Origin of the sequence: Brevibacterium yomogidense, assembly GCF_016107685.1 — a bacterium.
Lineage (GTDB): Bacteria > Actinomycetota > Actinomycetes > Actinomycetales > Brevibacteriaceae > Brevibacterium > Brevibacterium yomogidense.
Genome location: NZ_JABASY010000002.1, coordinates 494,558 through 511,899 on the forward strand (window position 1 = coordinate 494,558; position 17,342 = coordinate 511,899).

Sequence of the window (17,342 nt, forward strand, 5' to 3'; positions counted from 1 at the left end):
AAGGGAGGGCCCTGTGGCTCATGTCGAGGAAAGCGCCGGCGCACGTCGTCGGGGACTCGGTCGGCTGGCGTTCTGGACTGCGCGCGCCCAGCAGGATCCGGCGCGTCCCAAAGCGCTGGGTCCTCTGCTGCAGGCGCTCGAGGTCAACCACCCCCGCAGCGACACCGGGCTCGTGCTGCGGGCCTACCGGGTGGCGGAGAAGGCCCACGACGGGCAGACCCGCAAGAGCGGTGACCCGTACATCACGCACCCCGTCGCCGTAGCGACGATCCTCGCGGAGATCGGGATGACCCCGACAACTCTCGCGGCAGCACTGCTGCACGACACCGTCGAGGACACGGACTACTCGCTGGACCAGCTCCGCGAGGACTTCGGCGAGGAGATCGCCGTCATGGTCGACGGCGTGACGAAGCTCGACAAGATCGAGTACGGCGCGGCCGCACAGTCGGAGACCGTGCGGAAGATGATCGTCGCGATGAGCCGCGACATCCGCGTGCTCGTCATCAAGCTCGCCGACCGCCTGCACAACGCACGGACCTGGAAATACGTGCCGGCGTCGTCGAGCGGCAGGAAGGCGAAGGAGACGCTCGAGATCTTCGCGCCCCTGGCACACCGTCTGGGCATGAACACGATCAAGTGGGAGCTCGAGGACCTCTCCTTCCAGGTGCTCTACCCGAAGGTCTACGACGAGATCGTCCGCCTGGTCGCGGAGCGGGCGCCGGAGCGAGAGAAGTTCCTGGGGATCGTGGCGAAGGAGGTGGGCGACGAACTCGTCTCGTCGAACATCGACGGGACGATCTCCGGCCGCCCCAAGCACTACTACTCGATCTACCAGAAGATGGTCGTCCGCGGCCACGAGTTCGCGGACATCTACGACCTCGTGGGCGTCCGCGTCCTCGTGGAGACCGTCCGGGAGTGCTACGCGGTGCTCGGCATCGTGCACGCGCGGTGGTCACCCATCGCAGGGCGGTTCAAGGACTACATCGCGATGCCCAAGTTCAACATGTACCAGAGCCTCCACACCACGGTCATCGGCCCGTACGGCAGGCCCGTCGAGATCCAGATCCGCACTCGCGAGATGGACCGCCGGGCGGAGTTCGGGGTCGCGGCGCACTGGAAGTACAAGGACCGGGGCGGAACCCAGGCGGGCGGACGGACCGCGAAGGTCGGCGACTCGGGCACCGTCGACGACGTCGCGTGGCTCCGGCAGCTCCTCGACTGGCAGAAGGAGGTGTCCGACCCGGAGGAGTTCCTCGACAGCCTCCGCTACGAGGTGAACTCCAAGGAGGTCTACGCCTTCACCCCGAAGGGCGACATCATCGCCCTGCCCGCGGAGTCGACCCCCGTCGACTTCGCGTACGCGGTGCACACGGAGGTGGGCCATCGGACGATGGGCGCCCGGGTGAACGGTCGACTCGTGGCTCTGGAGTCTGCGCTCGAGAACGGTGACGTCGTCGAGGTCTTCACCTCGAAGGACGAGACAGCGGGGCCCAGCCGCGACTGGCTGTCCTTCGTGAAGTCCCCGCGGGCCCGCAACAAGATCAGGCAGTGGTTCAGCAAGGAGCGACGCGAGGAGGCGATCGAGAACGGACGCGAGCAGCTCGCCCGCGCGATGCGCCGCCACGCACTGTCCGCGGAGCGGCTCATGTCCGCAGAGGGCCTGCTCTCCGTCGCTGAAGAGCTGCACCTGCCCGACGTCTCCGCGGTCTACGCGGCTATCGGGAACGGGACCACCTCCGCTGCGCACGTGGTCGACCTGCTGGCCAGAGCGACCGGTGCGGAGGAGGAGAAGCCCGTCGTCCTCGGTCCCTCCAATCGCACGGGACGCTCCAGCGGTCATCATTCGACGGCCGACGGTGTCCGGGTGAAGGGTGCGGAAGGGCTGCTCATCAAACTCGCCCGCTGCTGCACACCGGTGCCGGGCGACGAGATCGTCGGCTTCGTCACACGCGGCGCCGGGGTATCGGTCCACCGGAACGACTGCACCAACCTCGAAGCGATGCGGTCGGAGCCGGAGCGGTTCGTCGAGGTCGAATGGACCGGACGCACTCAGGGCCTCTACCTCGTGAACATCCAGGTCGAGGCGCTGGACCGCTCAGGGCTGCTGTCGGACATCACGAAGGTGCTGTCCGAGCTGCACGTGAACATCCTGTCCGCGTCGGTGGCGACGTCGCGTGCCCGTGTCGCGCAGTCGCGGTTCGTGTTCGAACTGGGGGACGGCACGCACCTGGACAACGTGCTCGCCGCAGTGCGGCGCGTCGAGGGTGTCTTCGACGTCTATCGCGTGAGCGTCTGACCCCCGAGGGATCCGCCCTCACGGGGATCTCCCTCGCGGGGCGGGTCTTCGAGAGTCCGGTCCTGGGAGGGTGCTGTCCCGTGCACCGTCGACCGGGACAGCGCGCGGATCCGTGCGATGAACGGTCGCCTCTCGATCCGGTCGAGCCAGACGAGGAACGCGCTGCGGTCCCCGGCAGGCACCCGCGCGAGAGTATGACGCGCCGCTGATTCCGGGTCGGGAGCCACGACCGCGTCGCGGAAGAGGTCGAAGAGGGTCCGCTCGGGAGACGTCACCCACGTGCCCGCGACGTCCAGGCGCTCCGGGGGCGGGACATCACGCTCGTACACCGTCCACCCGCAGGTCGAGGCCCGCATGCGCCTCCGCGACAGGGTGGTGTACTCGACGAGTGCCGGCGCACGCCCCGTCGCGGAACCCCACCACACCCAGTGGGCGGAGCGATGCGACAGAGCCACGCGCGGTCGCGGTGGGGATCCCAGCGCCCTGCTGCGCAGCGCCGGGTCCGGGATCGTTCCCTGTTCCACCCAGACCTCGTCCGTCATCCGCTGGAGCAGCCCGTCGTACTCCAGTGCGAGCAGTCCCGGCAGGGGGAGCGGGTCATCGAGCCGGTGGAACCCAATCATGGTCCCACTCTCGCGACAGCCCACCGTGCTGGCAAGGGGCCGGCGGCGCCTGTGGATACAGCACTCCACCGCCGGATCACCTGTGACGAGGAGTCGTCGGCTCAGCCTGTCAGCGCCGATCAGGAACCGTCAGGACAGCTCTTCCGCAGTCTGCGAGAGCTGAGCGAACCAGGCGCGCCTCGCCGCCAGGGCCTCCTCCGCCTGGGCGATGGACTTCGCATCACCCGTCTCGCGTGCCTTCTGCAGGGCCTCTTCCAGTTCGGCGATGGAGTCCTCCAGCTGTGAGAGCACGCCGCTCGTGCGCGCACGGGTCTCCGGGTTCGTCCGCTGCCACTCGGCCTCCTCCGCATCGGCGAGCGCCTTCTCGACACTGCGCAGACCGCTCTCGATCCGCGACATGTCGCCGCGGGGAACCTTCCCCGCGTCCTCCCACCTGTCCTGGATGGACCGCAGTGACACCTTCGAGGATTCGATGTCCGTGATCGGCAGCAGGGCGCGTGCTTCTTCCAGGAGCCCCTCCTTCACGACCAGGTTGCCGCGGTACTCGTCGTCGATCCGTGCGTTCTCCGCTGTTCGGGCGTCGAAGAAGATGTCCTGTGCCGCGCGGAAGCGCGCCCAGAGCGCGTCGTCGTCCCGACGGCCTGCCCGCGGCGCGGCCTTCCACTCGTCCATGAGGTCGCGGTACTTCGCAGCTGTGTCGCGCCAGTCCGTCGAGTGCGAGAGCTCCTCCGCGCGGGCGATGAGCTTCTCCTTCACCCGCTTGCCCTCCGCGGCACGGGCATCGAGGTCAGCGAAGTGCGCCTTCCTACCCCGGTCGAAGGTGGAGCGTGCGGCGGAGAAGCGGCCCCACAGGGCCTTGTCCTCGGACGCAGGGAGTCGCGGGTAGTCGCTCTGGACTGACTTCCACCGATCGAAGAGGGCGCGCATCCGCGCGGCCGACTCCTTCCACTGCGTGCGCGCGGGATCCTGGGCTGCGACAGCCTCCGCTTCGTCGACGATCCCCGTGCGCTTGGCGCGTCCCTCCTCGAGGCGCTCCGCGCGACGCGCTCGCGCCTCCGCCTGAGCTTCCTCCGTGTGTGCGATGAGTGCCGACAGCCGAGTGGTGAGCGAGGCGATGTCGCCGACCGCCGCGAGCTCAGGGAGCTCATCCAGCTGGGCCTGAGCGGACGTGCGCACTGCTGCGGCATCAGCCCCTGCCGTCAACCGCTGCTCCAGCAGGACTACCTGATCGACCACGGCGACGAAGCGGCCCGCGAAGTACTCGAGCGCCTCCTGCGGGGTGGCGTCGGGGTACTGACCCACTTCGCGCTCACCGTCGGAGGTCACGAGGAACACGCGCAGGTCGTCGTCGACACGGCCGTGCGCGGCGGCCTCGGCGACCGCCCTCGCCCAGTCGGCATCGGTCCTGGTGGGAGCGACGGGTGCGGCGGGGCGGCGCTGTGGGCCGGGCCCCGGGGCCGGCCGTGGGCCGGGGACGGGTGGCTTCGGCGGCGTGGGCTTGGTCATCGTGATCCTCGTGACTGCCCTCCGTCAGGATGGGCGGAGGGGGCGGAAAAGGTGCCGACAGGAGTGCCGACGCGGACCGCACCAGCATATCCGTCGGACGGGGCGCGGGTGGTCCCGGTCTAGACTCGTGGACATGGAGATCACGGGTGTGCGCGCTTCGCTGCTGGACGTCAACTGCTACGCCATCGCTGCCGGCGACGGAGCGGAGGGATCCGCGTGCGTCCTCGTCGATGCGGGATACGACTGCGCGGACGACCTCGCGGAGGTGCTGGCCGAGCTCGACTGGCATCCCGTTGCGATCCTCCTCACCCACGGACACGCGGACCATGTGCTCGGGCTGCCGAACCTGCTCGAGCGCTTCCCCGTCCCCGTCCATCTGGGACGGCCCGATCTGTACCGGCTCGAGGACCCCGCCGCGGGAGTGTCTGCGCAGTTCGCACAGGCTCTCGCGCCGCTCACACAGGGGTGGAGCGCGCCTGACGCGCATGCAGTCGATGACGGGGACGTCCTGGAGCTCGCGGGGCTCACGCTCACGGCGACGCTCGCCCCCGGTCACACCGAGGGCTCGACGCTCTACGCGATCGAAGACCCGGCGCCCGCAGGCGACGGGCCCGGAGAGGTGCTCGTGAGCGGCGACGTCCTCTTCGCCGGCAGCGTCGGACGGACCGACCTGCCCGGAGGTGACCCGACCGCGATGACCGCGACGCTCGCGGCGCTGCGCGACCGACAGGACACCCCCGTGCTCCCCGGACACGGCCCGGCGACCCGCCTTTCCCACGAGCTGTCGACCAACCCCTTCCTCTGACCCAGTCTCTTCCTCTGATCCACCCACCAGGAGTCCACCCATGGCACGAGCCGCCAAGCTCTCAGGCTTCCCCGAATGGCTGCCCGCAGACCGCATCGTCGAGGAGCGGGTCATCGACCTCCTCAAACACGTCTTCGAACTCAACGGCTTCGCCGCGCTCCACACGCGTGCGATGGAACCGATCTCCAGCCTCGCGAAGGAGGGGGAGATCGACAAGGAGGTCTTCGCGGTCTCGCGCCTGCACGGAGAGCCTCAGGACTCGAAGAACCCCCTGGGCCTCCACTTCGACCTCACCGTTCCGTTCGCCCGGTACGTCGTCGAGCACGCCGGCCATCTCGCCTTCCCGTTCAAGCGCTACCAGATCCAGCCCGTGTGGCGGGGCGAGCGGCCCCAGGACGGAAGGTTCCGGGAGTTCATCCAGGCGGACATCGACATCGTGGGGGAGGACACTCTCCCCGACCACTTCGAGGTGGAGGTCCCGCTCGTCATGGCGGCGGCGTTCGAAGCACTCGGGGAACTGGGCGTGCCGCCCGTGCGGATCCTCGCGAACGACCGTCGACTGATCGAGGGGTTCGCACGCGGTGCCGGCCTCGATGATGTCCCCGCCGTGCTCCGCAGCATCGACAAGCTCGACAAGATCGGCGAGGAGGCGGTGGCACGCCTGCTCGCCGAACAGGCAGGGGCGACGACCCGCCAGCAGGAGCTGTGCCTGGCGCTCGCGCGGATCGAGGGCGAGGACGCGGGCTTCGCCGACGAGGTCGAGGCGCTGGGCGTGACGCACCCGCTCCTCGACGAGGGGCTCGCCTCCCTCACTCGACTGCTCGACGCGGCGCACCACCGGGCACCGGGCACCGTCCGGGCGCAGCTGAAGATCGCGCGAGGCCTCGACTACTACACCGGCGCGGTCTACGAGACGCAGCTCGTCGGTCACGAGGACCTGGGATCCGTGGCGTCCGGTGGGCGCTATGACGCGCTCGCGACGAGTGGGAAGCGCGTCTACCCCGGGGTGGGGATGTCCGTCGGCGTGTCGCGTCTCATGTCGCGCCTGGTCGGCGCCCGCCGCATGGTCGCGGCGACCCGGGACGTGCCGACCGCGGTCCTCGTCTCCGTGACGGACGAAGCGCACCGCGACGAGTCGGACCGTGTCGCAGAGGTCCTGCGGGGCCGTGGCATCCCCACCGACGTCGCCCCGGCCGCCGCGAAGTTCGGCAAGCAGATCCGCTACGCGGACCGCAGGGGAATCCCGTACGTCTGGTTCGTCGACGCGGAGACCGGACACGAGGTCAAGGACATCCGCTCCGGCGAGCAGCAGACGGCGGACCCCGCGGTCTGGACGCCGCCGTCGGAGGATCTGTGGCCGCGCGTCGAGAGGGTAGGCGGCGACGCACCGACTGGCGGGTGATCCCGCGAACGGCGGCAGCCGCTGTGTGATATCCGTCTCAGACGCGGCTGGGTGACATCGGTCTCAGCAGCGCTCCGAGTGTGTGGTGGGCGGGTGTCAGCGGCGGGTGCGACGCTGGGGCCTTCGCTCCACGGGGTCGGGTGCGAGCGAGCCGTCGGGGGCGATGTGCTCGAAGATCTCCTCGACCATCGTCACGACGTGCGGATCGTCGACCGTGTAGATGATCCGTCGGCCCTCCCTGCGCGACCCCACGAGTCCCGCCAGCCGCAGCTTCGCGAGATGCTGCGACACAGCCTGCACGCTCACGTCCGCCAGGTGCGCCAGCGACGACACGTCGTGCTCCGCATCGACGAGGATCCTCACGATGAGGAGCCGCGTCGAGGACGACAGCATGCGGAACGTCTCCGCCGCCACTTCGACCTGTGCCGACGTGGGCAGTGTGTCCTCGTGCGCCGTGTCCTCGTATGTCTCGTCCCTGCTCATGGGTGCCTCCCGCCTGTCAGTACCGCCTCGTCCACTGTGACTATCATGGACGTGCATCCCCCTCCCGACCTATCCGAGGAGTCCTCTTCGTGTTACGCACCCACTCAGCCGGAGTCCTCCGCGCCTCCGACGCCGGATCCACAGTCACACTCGCCGGATGGGTGGACCGGCGCCGTGATCACGGCGGTGTGGCCTTCATCGATCTGCGCGACGCGTCGGGGATCGTCCAGGTCGTCGTCCGCGAGCAGGTGGCGGACCAGCTGCGGAACGAGACGGTCGTCTCCGTCACCGGGACGGTGTCCGTCCGGCCCGAGGGGAACACGAACCCCGCCCTGCCGACCGGGGACATCGAGGTCGTCGACACGGACGTGACGATCCTGTCCCAGGCCGCAGCCCTGCCGTTCCAGGTGTCGGACCACGCGGAGGACTCCGGTCAGGTGGGAGAGGAGACGCGCCTGCGCTACCGGTACCTCGACCTGCGCCGGTCCGGCCCCGCGAAGACGATCCGGCTGCGCTCCGCGGTGAACCGGGCTGCGCGGGAGGTCCTCGACCACCACAGCTTCGTCGAGGTGGAGACCCCGACACTCACACGGTCGACGCCGGAGGGCGCCCGCGACTTCCTCGTGCCCGCACGTCTGCGTCCGGGCTCCTGGTACGCGCTGCCGCAGTCGCCGCAGCTGTTCAAGCAGCTGCTGCAGGTGGGCGGGATCGAGCGCTACTACCAGATCGCCCGCTGCTACCGGGATGAGGACTTCCGTGCGGATCGTCAGCCGGAGTTCACCCAGCTCGACATCGAGGCCTCGTTCGTCGAGCAGGACGACGTCATCGGACTGGCGGAGGAGATCCTCCGCAGCCTGTGGAAGCTCGTCGACGTCGACATCGAGGGCCCGATCCGGCGGATGACCTATCGCGAGGCGATGGCCCGGTACGGCTCAGACAAGCCGGACCTGCGGTTCGACATCGAACTCGTCGAGCTCACGGACTACTTCAAGGACACCCCGTTCCGCGTCTTCCGCGCGCCGTACGTGGGCGCGGTGGTCTATCCGGGTGGGGCGAAGCTGCCGCGCCGCCAGCTCGACGGGTGGCAGGAGTGGGCGAAGCAGCGCGGGGCGAAGGGCCTCGCGTACGTCCTCGTCCAGCCCGACGGTGAACTCACCGGCCCCGTCGCGAAGAACCTGTCGGAGGAGGAGCGCGCCGGACTCGTGGACGCGGTGGGCGCCGCCCCCGGGGACGCCATCTTCTTCGCGGCCTCGGACACCGGTTCTGCACGCGGACTCCTGGGCGCCGCCCGCAAGGAGATCGCGGTCCGGGAGGGCCTCTTCGACGAGTCCGAATGGTCCTTCGTCTGGATCGTCGACGCACCGATGTTCGAACCCGCTGCGGACGCGGAGGCCGCCGGCGACGTCGCCGTGGGCGAAGGAGCGTGGACAGCGGTCCACCACGCCTTCACGTCCCCCAAGCCGGAGTTCCTCGACTCCTTCGACAAGGAGCCGGGGGAGGCTCTGGCGTACGCCTACGACATCGTCTGCAACGGCAACGAGATCGGCGGCGGGTCGATCCGCATCCACTCCCACGACGTGCAGGAACGGGTCTTCGAGGTCATGGGGATCGCGCCGGAGGAGGCGCAGGAGAAGTTCGGCTTCCTGCTCGAGGCGTTCAAGTACGGAGCTCCTCCGCACGGCGGCATCGCGTTCGGCTGGGACCGCATCGTCGCCCTCCTCGCGGGAGCGGACTCGATCCGCGACGTCATCGCGTTCCCCAAGTCCGGCGGCGGCTACGATCCGCTCACGGACGCGCCCGCCCCGATCACCGACCAGCAGCGGGCGGAAGCCGGCGTCGACCATGTCGACGACGAGGACGACGCCCCGGCCGGGGACACCCCGGTCGAGGCGATGGCGGCCTCCGACTCCTGACCGACGTCCCTGCCGTCCTGCAGCAGCAGGCCGAAGCACGGAGAGGATTGCCCTGACTGCCGACCTGTTCAGCGACTCACCCGACGCGGGGCGGGCATTGGACCCGCTCGCGGTCCGGATGCGCCCGCGCACTCTGGAAGAGGTCGTGGGCCAGGAGCACCTCACCTTCCCCGGGTCTCCGCTCCGGCAGCTGGTGGAGGCACGCGCCGACGCCAGGACCGGGCCGGCCTCGGTGATCCTGTGGGGACCGCCGGGGGTCGGAAAGACGACGCTCGCACACGTGATCTCCCACGCGGAGGGACGCAGCTTCGTCGAACTGTCCGCGATCACAGCAGGGGTCCGGGACGTGCGGCACGTGATCGACTCCGCACGGACGGAACGAGAGCTCCACGGGCGGACGACCGTGCTCTTCCTCGACGAGATCCATCGCTTCACGAAGGCTCAGCAGGATGCGCTCCTGCCGGCGGTCGAGAACCGACTGGTGGTCCTCGTCGCGGCGACGACGGAGAACCCGAGCTTCTCCGTCATCGCCCCTCTGCTGTCCCGCTCCCTGCTGCTCACCCTGCGGCCGCTGGACGACGACGCGATCACGGGCCTGCTCGATCGGGCGGTCACCGATCCCCGCGGCCTGGCGGGGGAGTACAGGCTCACGGACGACGCCCGGTCGATGATCGTCCGGGTCGCCGGGGCCGACGCGCGCCGGTCCCTCACCGTGCTCGAGGCCGCGGCGGGCATCGCTCGTGCGCGCGGCGCAGCGGTGGACGGGGCGCCGGACAGCGCGGACTCGGACGAGGAGGCCCCGGACGACGGGGACGCTCCGCCGTCGTCCTCCGCGGCGGTCGTCACGGAGGAGGATGTCGCGGAGGCGAGCGCGGAGGCCGTTCTGCGCTACGACCGCGATGGCGACCAGCACTACGACGTCGTCTCCGCCTTCATCAAATCGATCCGCGGCTCCGACCCCGACGCCGCGCTGCACTACCTCGCGCGCATGATCGTGGCGGGGGAGGACCCGCGGTTCATCTGTCGGCGCGTCGTCATCTCCGCTGCCGAGGACGTCGGCATGGCCGACCCGCATGCGCTCACAGTCGCGGTGTCCGCTCACCAGGCGGTCGAGCGGATCGGCATGCCCGAAGGCCGCATCCCCCTCGCGGAAGCCGTCGTGTACCTCGCGACCGCACCCAAGTCGCCCGCCTCGTACCGAGCGCTCGACGCGGCGATCGCGGATGTGAAGGCGGGGCGCAGCGGCCAGGTGCCCCTGCACCTGCGGGACGCGCACTACCCCGGTGCCAAGGGCCTCGGCCACGGCGAGGGGTACCTCTATTCCCACGACTGGCCGTACGGCGTCTCACCCCAGGAGTACCTCCCGGACACGCTGCGCGGGACCACCTATTACCAGCCCACTGCCAACGGCGCGGAAGCGCGCATGGCGGACCGTCTGGCATCTCTCGAAGCGCTCCGTCGCGAAGACCTCAAGTAACTTGTGAGTAATACGACTGTCGTGTCGTGCGAGTTTCGGGCTGAACATACGCTACGATCTTCGGTGTAGTGCTCGCGTGTGCGGGCACGGCCCCGACCGCTGCGTGAACCGGAGACCACTGTCGTGACTCTTGAGACCCTTGTGTCCGCGAAGGGACTGACCGTCCACTACGGTTCGTCGACCGCGATCGACTCCATCGACCTGTCGCTGACGCGCGGCGAGATCCTGGGGGTCGTCGGCACGAACGGCGCGGGGAAATCGACTCTCATGGGCGTCCTCTCCGGCGCGATCGTCCCGGACGAGGGCAGCATGACGCTCGCGGGGGAGGCGTACACCCCGGAATCCGTGGACGAAGCGCGCGCGGCCGGCGTGGGCTATGTGCCTCAGCGGATCGAGATCGACCCGGAATCCACCGTGGCGGACGCGATCTTCCGAACCTCGTTCCGGGGCTCCCTCGACAGCGCGGAGAAGGCGGAGGAAGCCGCCGTGCTCCTCGAGGACTACGGCGTGGTCATGCAGCCGGAGGACCTCGTCGGTGCGCTCGTCCCTGCAGAGCTCGCCACCGTCGAACTGCTCCGACTCGCGTGCGAGGAGACCCAGGTGATCCTCCTCGACGAGGTCTCTGCCAGCTTCGACGACCACGAGATCTCCCTCTTCCACGCACTCGCGCAGCGGCTGGCCCAGGACGGTCGGGCCATCATGCACGTGTCGCACCGGATCGACGAGGTGCAGGCGCTCTCCGACCGCGTCGCGGTCCTGCGCGAGGGTCGGCTGCACAGCATCCTCATCCCACGGACGACCACCCGCGCCGCACTGATCGACGAGATGTTCGGCGAGACGTTCGCGATCCAACGGCGTCCCGTGACGGCCGGGGGCAGCGACGAGCTCATGCTCCTCGACGCCGTGTCGCAGGGCGAGCGGCTGCAGGATGTCACGCTGTCGATCCGGGCGGGCGAGGTGCTGGGTGTGACCGGGCTGCGGCGCTCGGGCATCAGCGAGCTCGCAGAACTTCTCGCCGGCGACAGGAAGCCGACTGTGGGGAAGGTCGTCCTCCGCGGTGAAGAGGTCACGCTCGGCTCGGAGGACGACGCGCTCGCGCAGGGCATCGCCTACATCCCGGAACGGGACGCGGACCGCGACCTCAACGAACACGACTCCGTCACGAAGTCCCTCGTCGGCGACGTGGGGAACCAGGGCCTCAGCTTCGTCGGCGAGACGAAGCGACTCCGTGAGGTCATCGACACGGTGCAGCGGTTCGGCATCCGCACAGCAGGCATCCACGGCGAGGTGGGAAGCCTGTCCGGAGGCGACCAGCAGAAGGTCGCGCTCGCGCGCACCCTGTCGCGCACCGCCCAGGTCTTCGTCCTCAACCAGCCCACCCGGGGGATCGACGAACGGGCGCGCCAGGACGTCTACGCCCTGATCGACGAAGTATGTGCGCTGGGGTCGGCGGTCGTCCTCGTCTCCTCCGACATGAGCGAACTGGTGAGCCGATGCCACCGCGTCGCGATCATGCGCGACGGCGAATTGGTGGACGTCTACGCGAACGAAGACCTCACGGAGGACACGATCATGGTCCTCGCGCTGGGCCACAACTGGTTCGCGGACGAATCCGAACGTGTTCACTGACCTACCAGCGACGACGAGAGGAAGAGGGGAACGTGCCACTTCGCTTCTGGCGCCGCGAGACACCTGAGCCCGAACCCGCGCGGGACGGGGACGCGGAGCTGTTCGACTCGCCCGAGGAGAGCCCGGGCCCGCCCGGTGCGGTCCGTGAGAAGGCGGTCTGGCCGACGGCTCCGCTCGTCGACGACCCCGGAGCGGCGACCGCCCGACTGCCACTGGATGCCGTGGGCCCGGCGGAGCCGGTCGAGCGGACCCCTGCGCAGCGCGAGCCGCCTGCACGGGAGCCGAGCGCGCCGGCACCAGCCGCGCCGGAGTCGCCCGCGCCGGCATCGGAGGTTCCCCCGTCCCCGCCACCCCAGCCTCCCGCCGCCACGCGGCCGCAGTCGGTGTCCGAGCGACGCGCGGCGCGGTCGCAGTCGCTCACCGACTCCGCGCGGCGCGGGGCGGGTCCGCCCACGGAACCGCTGCCGCAGTCGCATCTCGTCCCCGTCTTCGCAGACACGCCGCTCCTCACGGAGTCGGTGAAGACGGAGGACACGGAGCCGGAACGGGTCCGTGCACTCCACAGACGGTCGTCGCCCTCGCACAGCGGCGCGACGACACTCACGATCCCGCGGGGAGAGCTCGGCAGAGAGCCGCGCCTCACCGTGTCACCGAACACCCCTCTCGCCGCACCGGCGACAACAGAAAAGGAAGAACACATGTCCCAGATCGACACCCACATCTCCGAACTCCTGGCGATCGACGGCGCGACGGGCGCCGCAGTCGTCGACATCTCCTCGGGGATGGCGCTCGCGACCGGGGGTGCGCCCGGATTCGACCTCACCGTGGCCGCTGCGGGGAACTCCAACGTGGTGCGCGCGAAGCTCGCGACGATGAAGGACCTCGCCCTCCCCGGCAAGATCGAGGACATCATGATCACGCTGGAGAATCAGTACCACATCGTGAACGTCCTCAACACGACGGACACGGAGGGGCTCTTCATCTACCTGGTGCTCGACCGTGCGAAGGCGAACCTCGCCCTGGCCCGTCACAAGCTCACCCGCATCGCGGCCGCTGTGAGCATCTGACACCCGAGCACGGCTCCCCACGCGGGACCATCTGACTCCTGAGCGTGACCATCTGCGGGCGGGGCGAGGGAATCCTCCCTCGTCCCGCCCGCGTGGTAACGTGGTGCGTTGCTGTGCCTCGACCAGAGGCGGTCGGGCGGAACCGGACTCGCGGATCCGCCCCTCTTTCCCGTCAGGAGGGAAACAGCTGTCCGACCCCCGGCGGGTCCACCGGCCCGGACGACACACACGAAGAAAGGCATCCCATGACTGCACCCGCACGTCATCGTCGCCAGGTGCGCCTGTCGCGCGCACTCGGCATCCCGCTCACGCCCAAGGCGGAGAAGTACTTCGAGCGGCGCCCGTATCCTCCGGGCGAGCACGGCCGTGCTCGCCGCCGCAATGATTCGGACTACTCGGTCCGCCTCAAGGAGAAGCAGCGCCTCCGCGCCCAGTACGGCATCCGCGAGGCGCAGATGCTCGCCACCTACAAGGAGGCCAAGCGCCTCCCGGGTCTGACCGGTGAGAACATCGTCGAGATGCTCGAGATGCGTCTCGACGCACTCGTCCTGCGCTCCGGCTTCGCCCGGACCATCGCGCAGGCCCGCCAGTTCGTCGTGCACCGCCACATCATGGTCGACGGCCAGCTCGTCGACCGTCCGTCCTTCCGCGTGAAGGAGGGGCAGCTCATCCACGTGAAGCCCCGTTCGGCTGAGACGGATCCCTTCCAGGTCGCGGCGGCCGGTGCGCACCGCGACGTGCTGCCCCCGCTGCCGGGCTACCTGAAGGTCGATCTCGAAGCACTCCAGGCGACGCTCCTGCGTCGTCCCAAGCGCTCCGAGGTCCCGGTGACCGCTGATGTCCAGCTGGTCGTCGAGCACTACTCGCGCTGATCGGTCCCCACAGGACCTGACGCGCACGCGGGCCGTCGCACACCTCGAGGGTGTGCGGCGGCCCGTTCGCATCACCCCTCCACTATGCTGTGAGGCGGTTCGTCGACCCGCGGCGGCCCGCCGCACGAAAGGATGTCACCCGGATGAGGACTGCAGAGATCAGGGAGCGCTGGCTCACGTTCTTCGAGGAGAACGGCCACACCGTGGTCCCGTCCGCATCGGTCATCAGTGATGATCCGTCGATCCTGTTCAACATCGCCGGGATGGTCCAGTTCATCCCCTACCTGTCGGGTCGGGAACCCGCGCCGTTCGCGCGGGCGACGAGCGTCCAGAAGTGCGTGCGGACCCAGGACATCGAAGAGGTCGGGAAGACGACGCGCCACGGCACGTTCTTCCAGATGAACGGCAACTTCTCGTTCGGGGACTACTTCAAGGCCGACGCGATCCGCTTCGCATGGCAGCTGCTCACCCGCGCCGAATCGGAGGGTGGGCTCGCCTTCGATCCCGACCGTCTGTGGGCGACGGTGCACCACGACGATGCGGAGACGGTCGATCTGTGGCTGGAGCAGACCTCGATCCCGCGGGAGCGCATCCAGTTCCGCGGCAGCGACGACAACTTCTGGCACACCGGTCAGCCCGGGCCCGGGGGCTACTGCTCAGAGATCTACTACGACCGCGGTCCGGGCTACGGGGTCGAAGGCGGGCCGGTGGCGGACGAGGACCGCTACATCGAGATCTGGAACCTCGTCTTCATGGAGTTCGAGCTGTCCGCCGTGCGGTCGAAGACGGACTTCGACATCAAGGGCGACCTGCCTGCGAAGAACATCGACACCGGCATGGGTCTGGAGCGCGTCGCCTTCCTCAAGCAGGGCGTCGAGAACATGTACGAGATCGACGAGGTCTTCCCCGTCATCGAAGCGGCGAGCCGCCTCTCGGGCCGCGCGTACGGGGCGGACGGGGACGACGACGTCCGCATGCGGGTCGTCGCGGACCACGTGCGCTCGGCCCTGGTCATCATCGGAGACGGTGTGCGGCCCGGCAACGAGGGCCGCGGGTACATCCTCCGCCGCCTGCTGCGCCGCGCGGTCCGCGCGATGCGGCTGCTGGGTGTGACGGAGCCCGTCGTCCCACACCTGCTGCCCGTGTCGATGGAGGCGATGAAGGCCTCGTACCCGGAGCTCGAAGCTGATTTCGACCGGATCTCGCGCGTCGCGTACGCGGAGGAGACCGCGTTCCTGCGCACGCTGGAATCCGGCACGCAGCTGCTCGCCGGTGCGGTCGACCGTGTGGGAACAGGTGGGGCGATCGCCGGCGACATCGCGTTCGCGCTCCACGACACGCACGGCTTCCCGATCGATCTCACACTGGAGATGGCGTCCGAGCACGGGGTCACCGTCGACGAAGAGGGCTTCCGGTCCCTCATGCAGGAGCAGCGGGATCGTGCGCGTGCGGACGCCCGCGCGAAGAAGGGCGGGGCCGCCGACCTCAGCGCCTATTCGCAGCTGCTGGACGACGGCGCCTCCGAGTTCGTGGGTTACGACGCGCTCAGCGCGGACGCACGCGTCCGCGGGCTCGTGTCCGACGGCGGTGCGGTGGACCGCGCCGCGGTGGGAGACACCGTCGACCTCGTGCTGGACGTCACCCCGTTCTATGCCGAATCCGGCGGTCAGCGCGCTGACCAGGGGCTGATCCGCGGCGACGGCTTCCTCGCCCGCGTGCTGGACGTGCAGGCTCCGGTCAAGGGGCTGCCCGCGCACCGCGTCGAGGTGCTCGACGGGGAGATCGCACCCGGTGCGGACGTGTTCGCGGAGGTCGACTCCGCACACCGCTTCGCCGCCGCGCAGGCGCATTCGGCGACCCACCTCGTCCATTCGGCGCTGCGGACGGTCCTGGGACCGCACGCGGTACAGGCCGGTTCGCTCAACCAGCCGGGCTACATGCGCTTCGACTACGCCTTCCCCGACGCTCTCACCCCGGCGATGCGCGCGGAGATCGAGGACGCGGCGAACATCGCCGTCCGCGACGACTTCGACGTGAGCTATGAGTACCTCCCGCTGGACGAGGCGAAGCGCTCCGGCGCGCTCGCGCTGTTCGGGGAGAAGTATCCGTCTGTGGTGCGGGTGGTCGACATCGGGGGGCCCTTCTCGCGGGAGCTGTGCGGCGGCACGCACGTGGCGCGCACCGCCCAGGTGGGTCCCATCTCACTCCTCTCGGAGGCCTCCGTCGGTTCCGGGACCCGTCGCGTCGAAGCGGCGGTCGGCCTCGATGCTTTCCGCGGGCTGGCCCGGGAGCGGACGATCCTGCAGTCGCTGTCGGAGATGCTCAAGGTCCCCGGCACGGACGTGCCGGAGCGCGTGTCGTCACTGCTGGGCCGCCTCAAGGAGGCGGAGCGGACGATCGCGGAGCTGGGACGGGCCCGCGTGCTCGCAGCGGCGGCCGACGCCGTCGCGAACACCCGGGACATCGGCGGAGTGCGCTTCTCCGCGACGGAGCTGGGCGACGTGGCGGACGCGGGTGACGTCCGCAGCTTCGTGACCGACGTCCGCAACCGGATCGACGCGGACGCGGTCGTCGTCGCAGCGGTCGGCACCGTCGGCGGGAAGCCCAGTGTGGTCGTTGCGGCGGACGAGGGTGCCCAGTCGCGCGGTCTGCGTGCCGGAGACCTCGTCAAGCGTGCGTGCACCGAACTGGGCGGGGGCGGCGGGGGCAAGCCGGACCTCGCCCAGGGCGGCGGACAGGACGCCGCACGCATCCCGCAGGCGCTCGACGCGGTCGCGACGGCGATCGCGGAGGCATGAGCGGCTTCCGACGCGGGCGCAGGCTCGCACTCGACGTCGGAAGCGTGCGCGTGGGCGTCGCCTCGTGCGACCCCGACGGGATCCTCGCGACACCCCTCGAAGTTGTGCGACGCGACGACGACGCACAGGCCGTCGCGCGTATCCGCGCACTCGTGGAGGAGCATGACGCACTCGAGCTCGTCGCGGGTCACCCGCGGTCGCTCGACGGCGGGGACCGGGCCGCAGTGGGGGCGGCGGAGGAGTTCCTCCGGGCCGTCTCCGCGCAGGTCGATGTGCCCATCCGGCTCGTCGACGAACGCTTCACGACGGTGCAGGCGCACGGCGTGCTGCAGGCTGCAGGGCGGAACTCCCGGCAGCGGCGCGAGATCGTCGATTCCGTGGCCGCCGTCCTCATCCTGCAGACCGCACTCGACACGGAGAAGCGCAGCGGCGCGCCTGCCGGCACCACTTTCGACGGGGAGGAGTAGGTCC

The 17,342-nt window shown here is 69.7% G+C and carries 13 protein-coding genes; 10 read left to right on the forward strand and 3 right to left on the reverse strand.

Going from position 1 to position 17,342, the window contains the following annotated elements; genetic code table 11:
- The first annotated feature begins 13 nt into the window (after positions 1-13).
- Positions 14-2,296 (forward strand): RelA/SpoT family protein, encoded by a 2,283-nt coding sequence (locus JFC09_RS06580; protein WP_198393185.1) that lies wholly within the window; start codon positions 14-16, stop codon positions 2,294-2,296.
- Here the strand turns inward: JFC09_RS06580 and JFC09_RS06585 are convergent.
- Together JFC09_RS06585 and JFC09_RS06590 are read right to left on the reverse strand one after the other, a co-directional pair.
- On the reverse strand, positions 2,278-2,919 hold the full coding sequence (locus JFC09_RS06585) for a hypothetical protein (RefSeq protein ID WP_198393186.1): 642 nt from the start codon (positions 2,917-2,919) through the stop codon (positions 2,278-2,280). The genes JFC09_RS06580 and JFC09_RS06585 overlap by 19 nt on opposite strands.
- A gap of 129 nt (positions 2,920-3,048) precedes the next feature.
- Positions 3,049-4,425 (reverse strand): DUF349 domain-containing protein, encoded by a 1,377-nt coding sequence (locus JFC09_RS06590; RefSeq protein WP_198393187.1) that lies wholly within the window; start codon positions 4,423-4,425, stop codon positions 3,049-3,051.
- 133 nt (positions 4,426-4,558) lie between these two features.
- On the opposite strand from JFC09_RS06590, the gene JFC09_RS06595 reads away from it, so the two are divergent.
- Both JFC09_RS06595 and hisS read left to right on the forward strand, forming a co-directional pair.
- Positions 4,559-5,230, forward strand: coding sequence for an MBL fold metallo-hydrolase (locus tag JFC09_RS06595; RefSeq protein ID WP_198393188.1), 672 nt, complete (start codon positions 4,559-4,561; stop codon positions 5,228-5,230).
- 40 nt (positions 5,231-5,270) lie between these two features.
- A complete protein-coding gene (gene hisS, locus JFC09_RS06600; protein ID WP_198393189.1) occupies positions 5,271-6,632 on the forward strand; it encodes a histidine--tRNA ligase in 1,362 nt (453 codons plus the stop codon).
- A gap of 96 nt (positions 6,633-6,728) precedes the next feature.
- Here hisS and JFC09_RS06605 read toward each other — a convergent pair whose 3' ends face one another.
- Entirely contained in the window at positions 6,729-7,115 is a 387-nt protein-coding gene (locus tag JFC09_RS06605; RefSeq protein WP_198393190.1) for an ArsR/SmtB family transcription factor, read from the reverse strand.
- Positions 7,116-7,204: 89 nt separating this feature from the next.
- Between JFC09_RS06605 and aspS the strand changes: the two genes are divergently transcribed.
- The 7 genes from aspS (at position 7,205) to ruvX (ending at position 17,338) form a co-directional block, all read left to right on the forward strand.
- Complete coding sequence (gene aspS / locus JFC09_RS06610) at positions 7,205-9,028, forward strand: aspartate--tRNA ligase (RefSeq protein ID WP_198393191.1); 1,824 nt, start codon at positions 7,205-7,207, stop codon at positions 9,026-9,028.
- 118 nt (positions 9,029-9,146) lie between these two features.
- Complete coding sequence (locus JFC09_RS06615) at positions 9,147-10,505, forward strand: replication-associated recombination protein A (RefSeq protein WP_232483219.1); 1,359 nt, start codon at positions 9,147-9,149, stop codon at positions 10,503-10,505.
- 123 nt (positions 10,506-10,628) lie between these two features.
- Positions 10,629-12,134 carry an ATP-binding cassette domain-containing protein gene (locus JFC09_RS06620; RefSeq protein ID WP_198393193.1) on the forward strand — a complete coding sequence of 502 codons (1,506 nt, stop codon included), beginning with the start codon at positions 10,629-10,631 and terminating at the stop codon, positions 12,132-12,134.
- Positions 12,135-12,166: 32 nt separating this feature from the next.
- Positions 12,167-13,201 carry a roadblock/LC7 domain-containing protein gene (locus JFC09_RS16380; RefSeq protein ID WP_232483220.1) on the forward strand — a complete coding sequence of 345 codons (1,035 nt, stop codon included), beginning with the start codon at positions 12,167-12,169 and terminating at the stop codon, positions 13,199-13,201.
- A 245-nt stretch (positions 13,202-13,446) separates the two neighbouring features.
- Positions 13,447-14,073: a 30S ribosomal protein S4 gene (rpsD, locus tag JFC09_RS06630; protein WP_198393194.1), complete on the forward strand. Its 627-nt coding sequence runs from the start codon at positions 13,447-13,449 to the stop codon at positions 14,071-14,073.
- Between the two features lie 143 nt (positions 14,074-14,216).
- Positions 14,217-16,871: an alanine--tRNA ligase gene (alaS, locus tag JFC09_RS06635; RefSeq protein ID WP_198393195.1), complete on the forward strand. Its 2,655-nt coding sequence runs from the start codon at positions 14,217-14,219 to the stop codon at positions 16,869-16,871.
- Positions 16,868-17,338 (forward strand): Holliday junction resolvase RuvX, encoded by a 471-nt coding sequence (ruvX, locus tag JFC09_RS06640; RefSeq protein WP_198393196.1) that lies wholly within the window; start codon positions 16,868-16,870, stop codon positions 17,336-17,338. The genes alaS and ruvX overlap by 4 nt, the downstream gene beginning before the upstream one ends.
- The last annotated feature ends 4 nt before the right edge of the window (positions 17,339-17,342 follow it).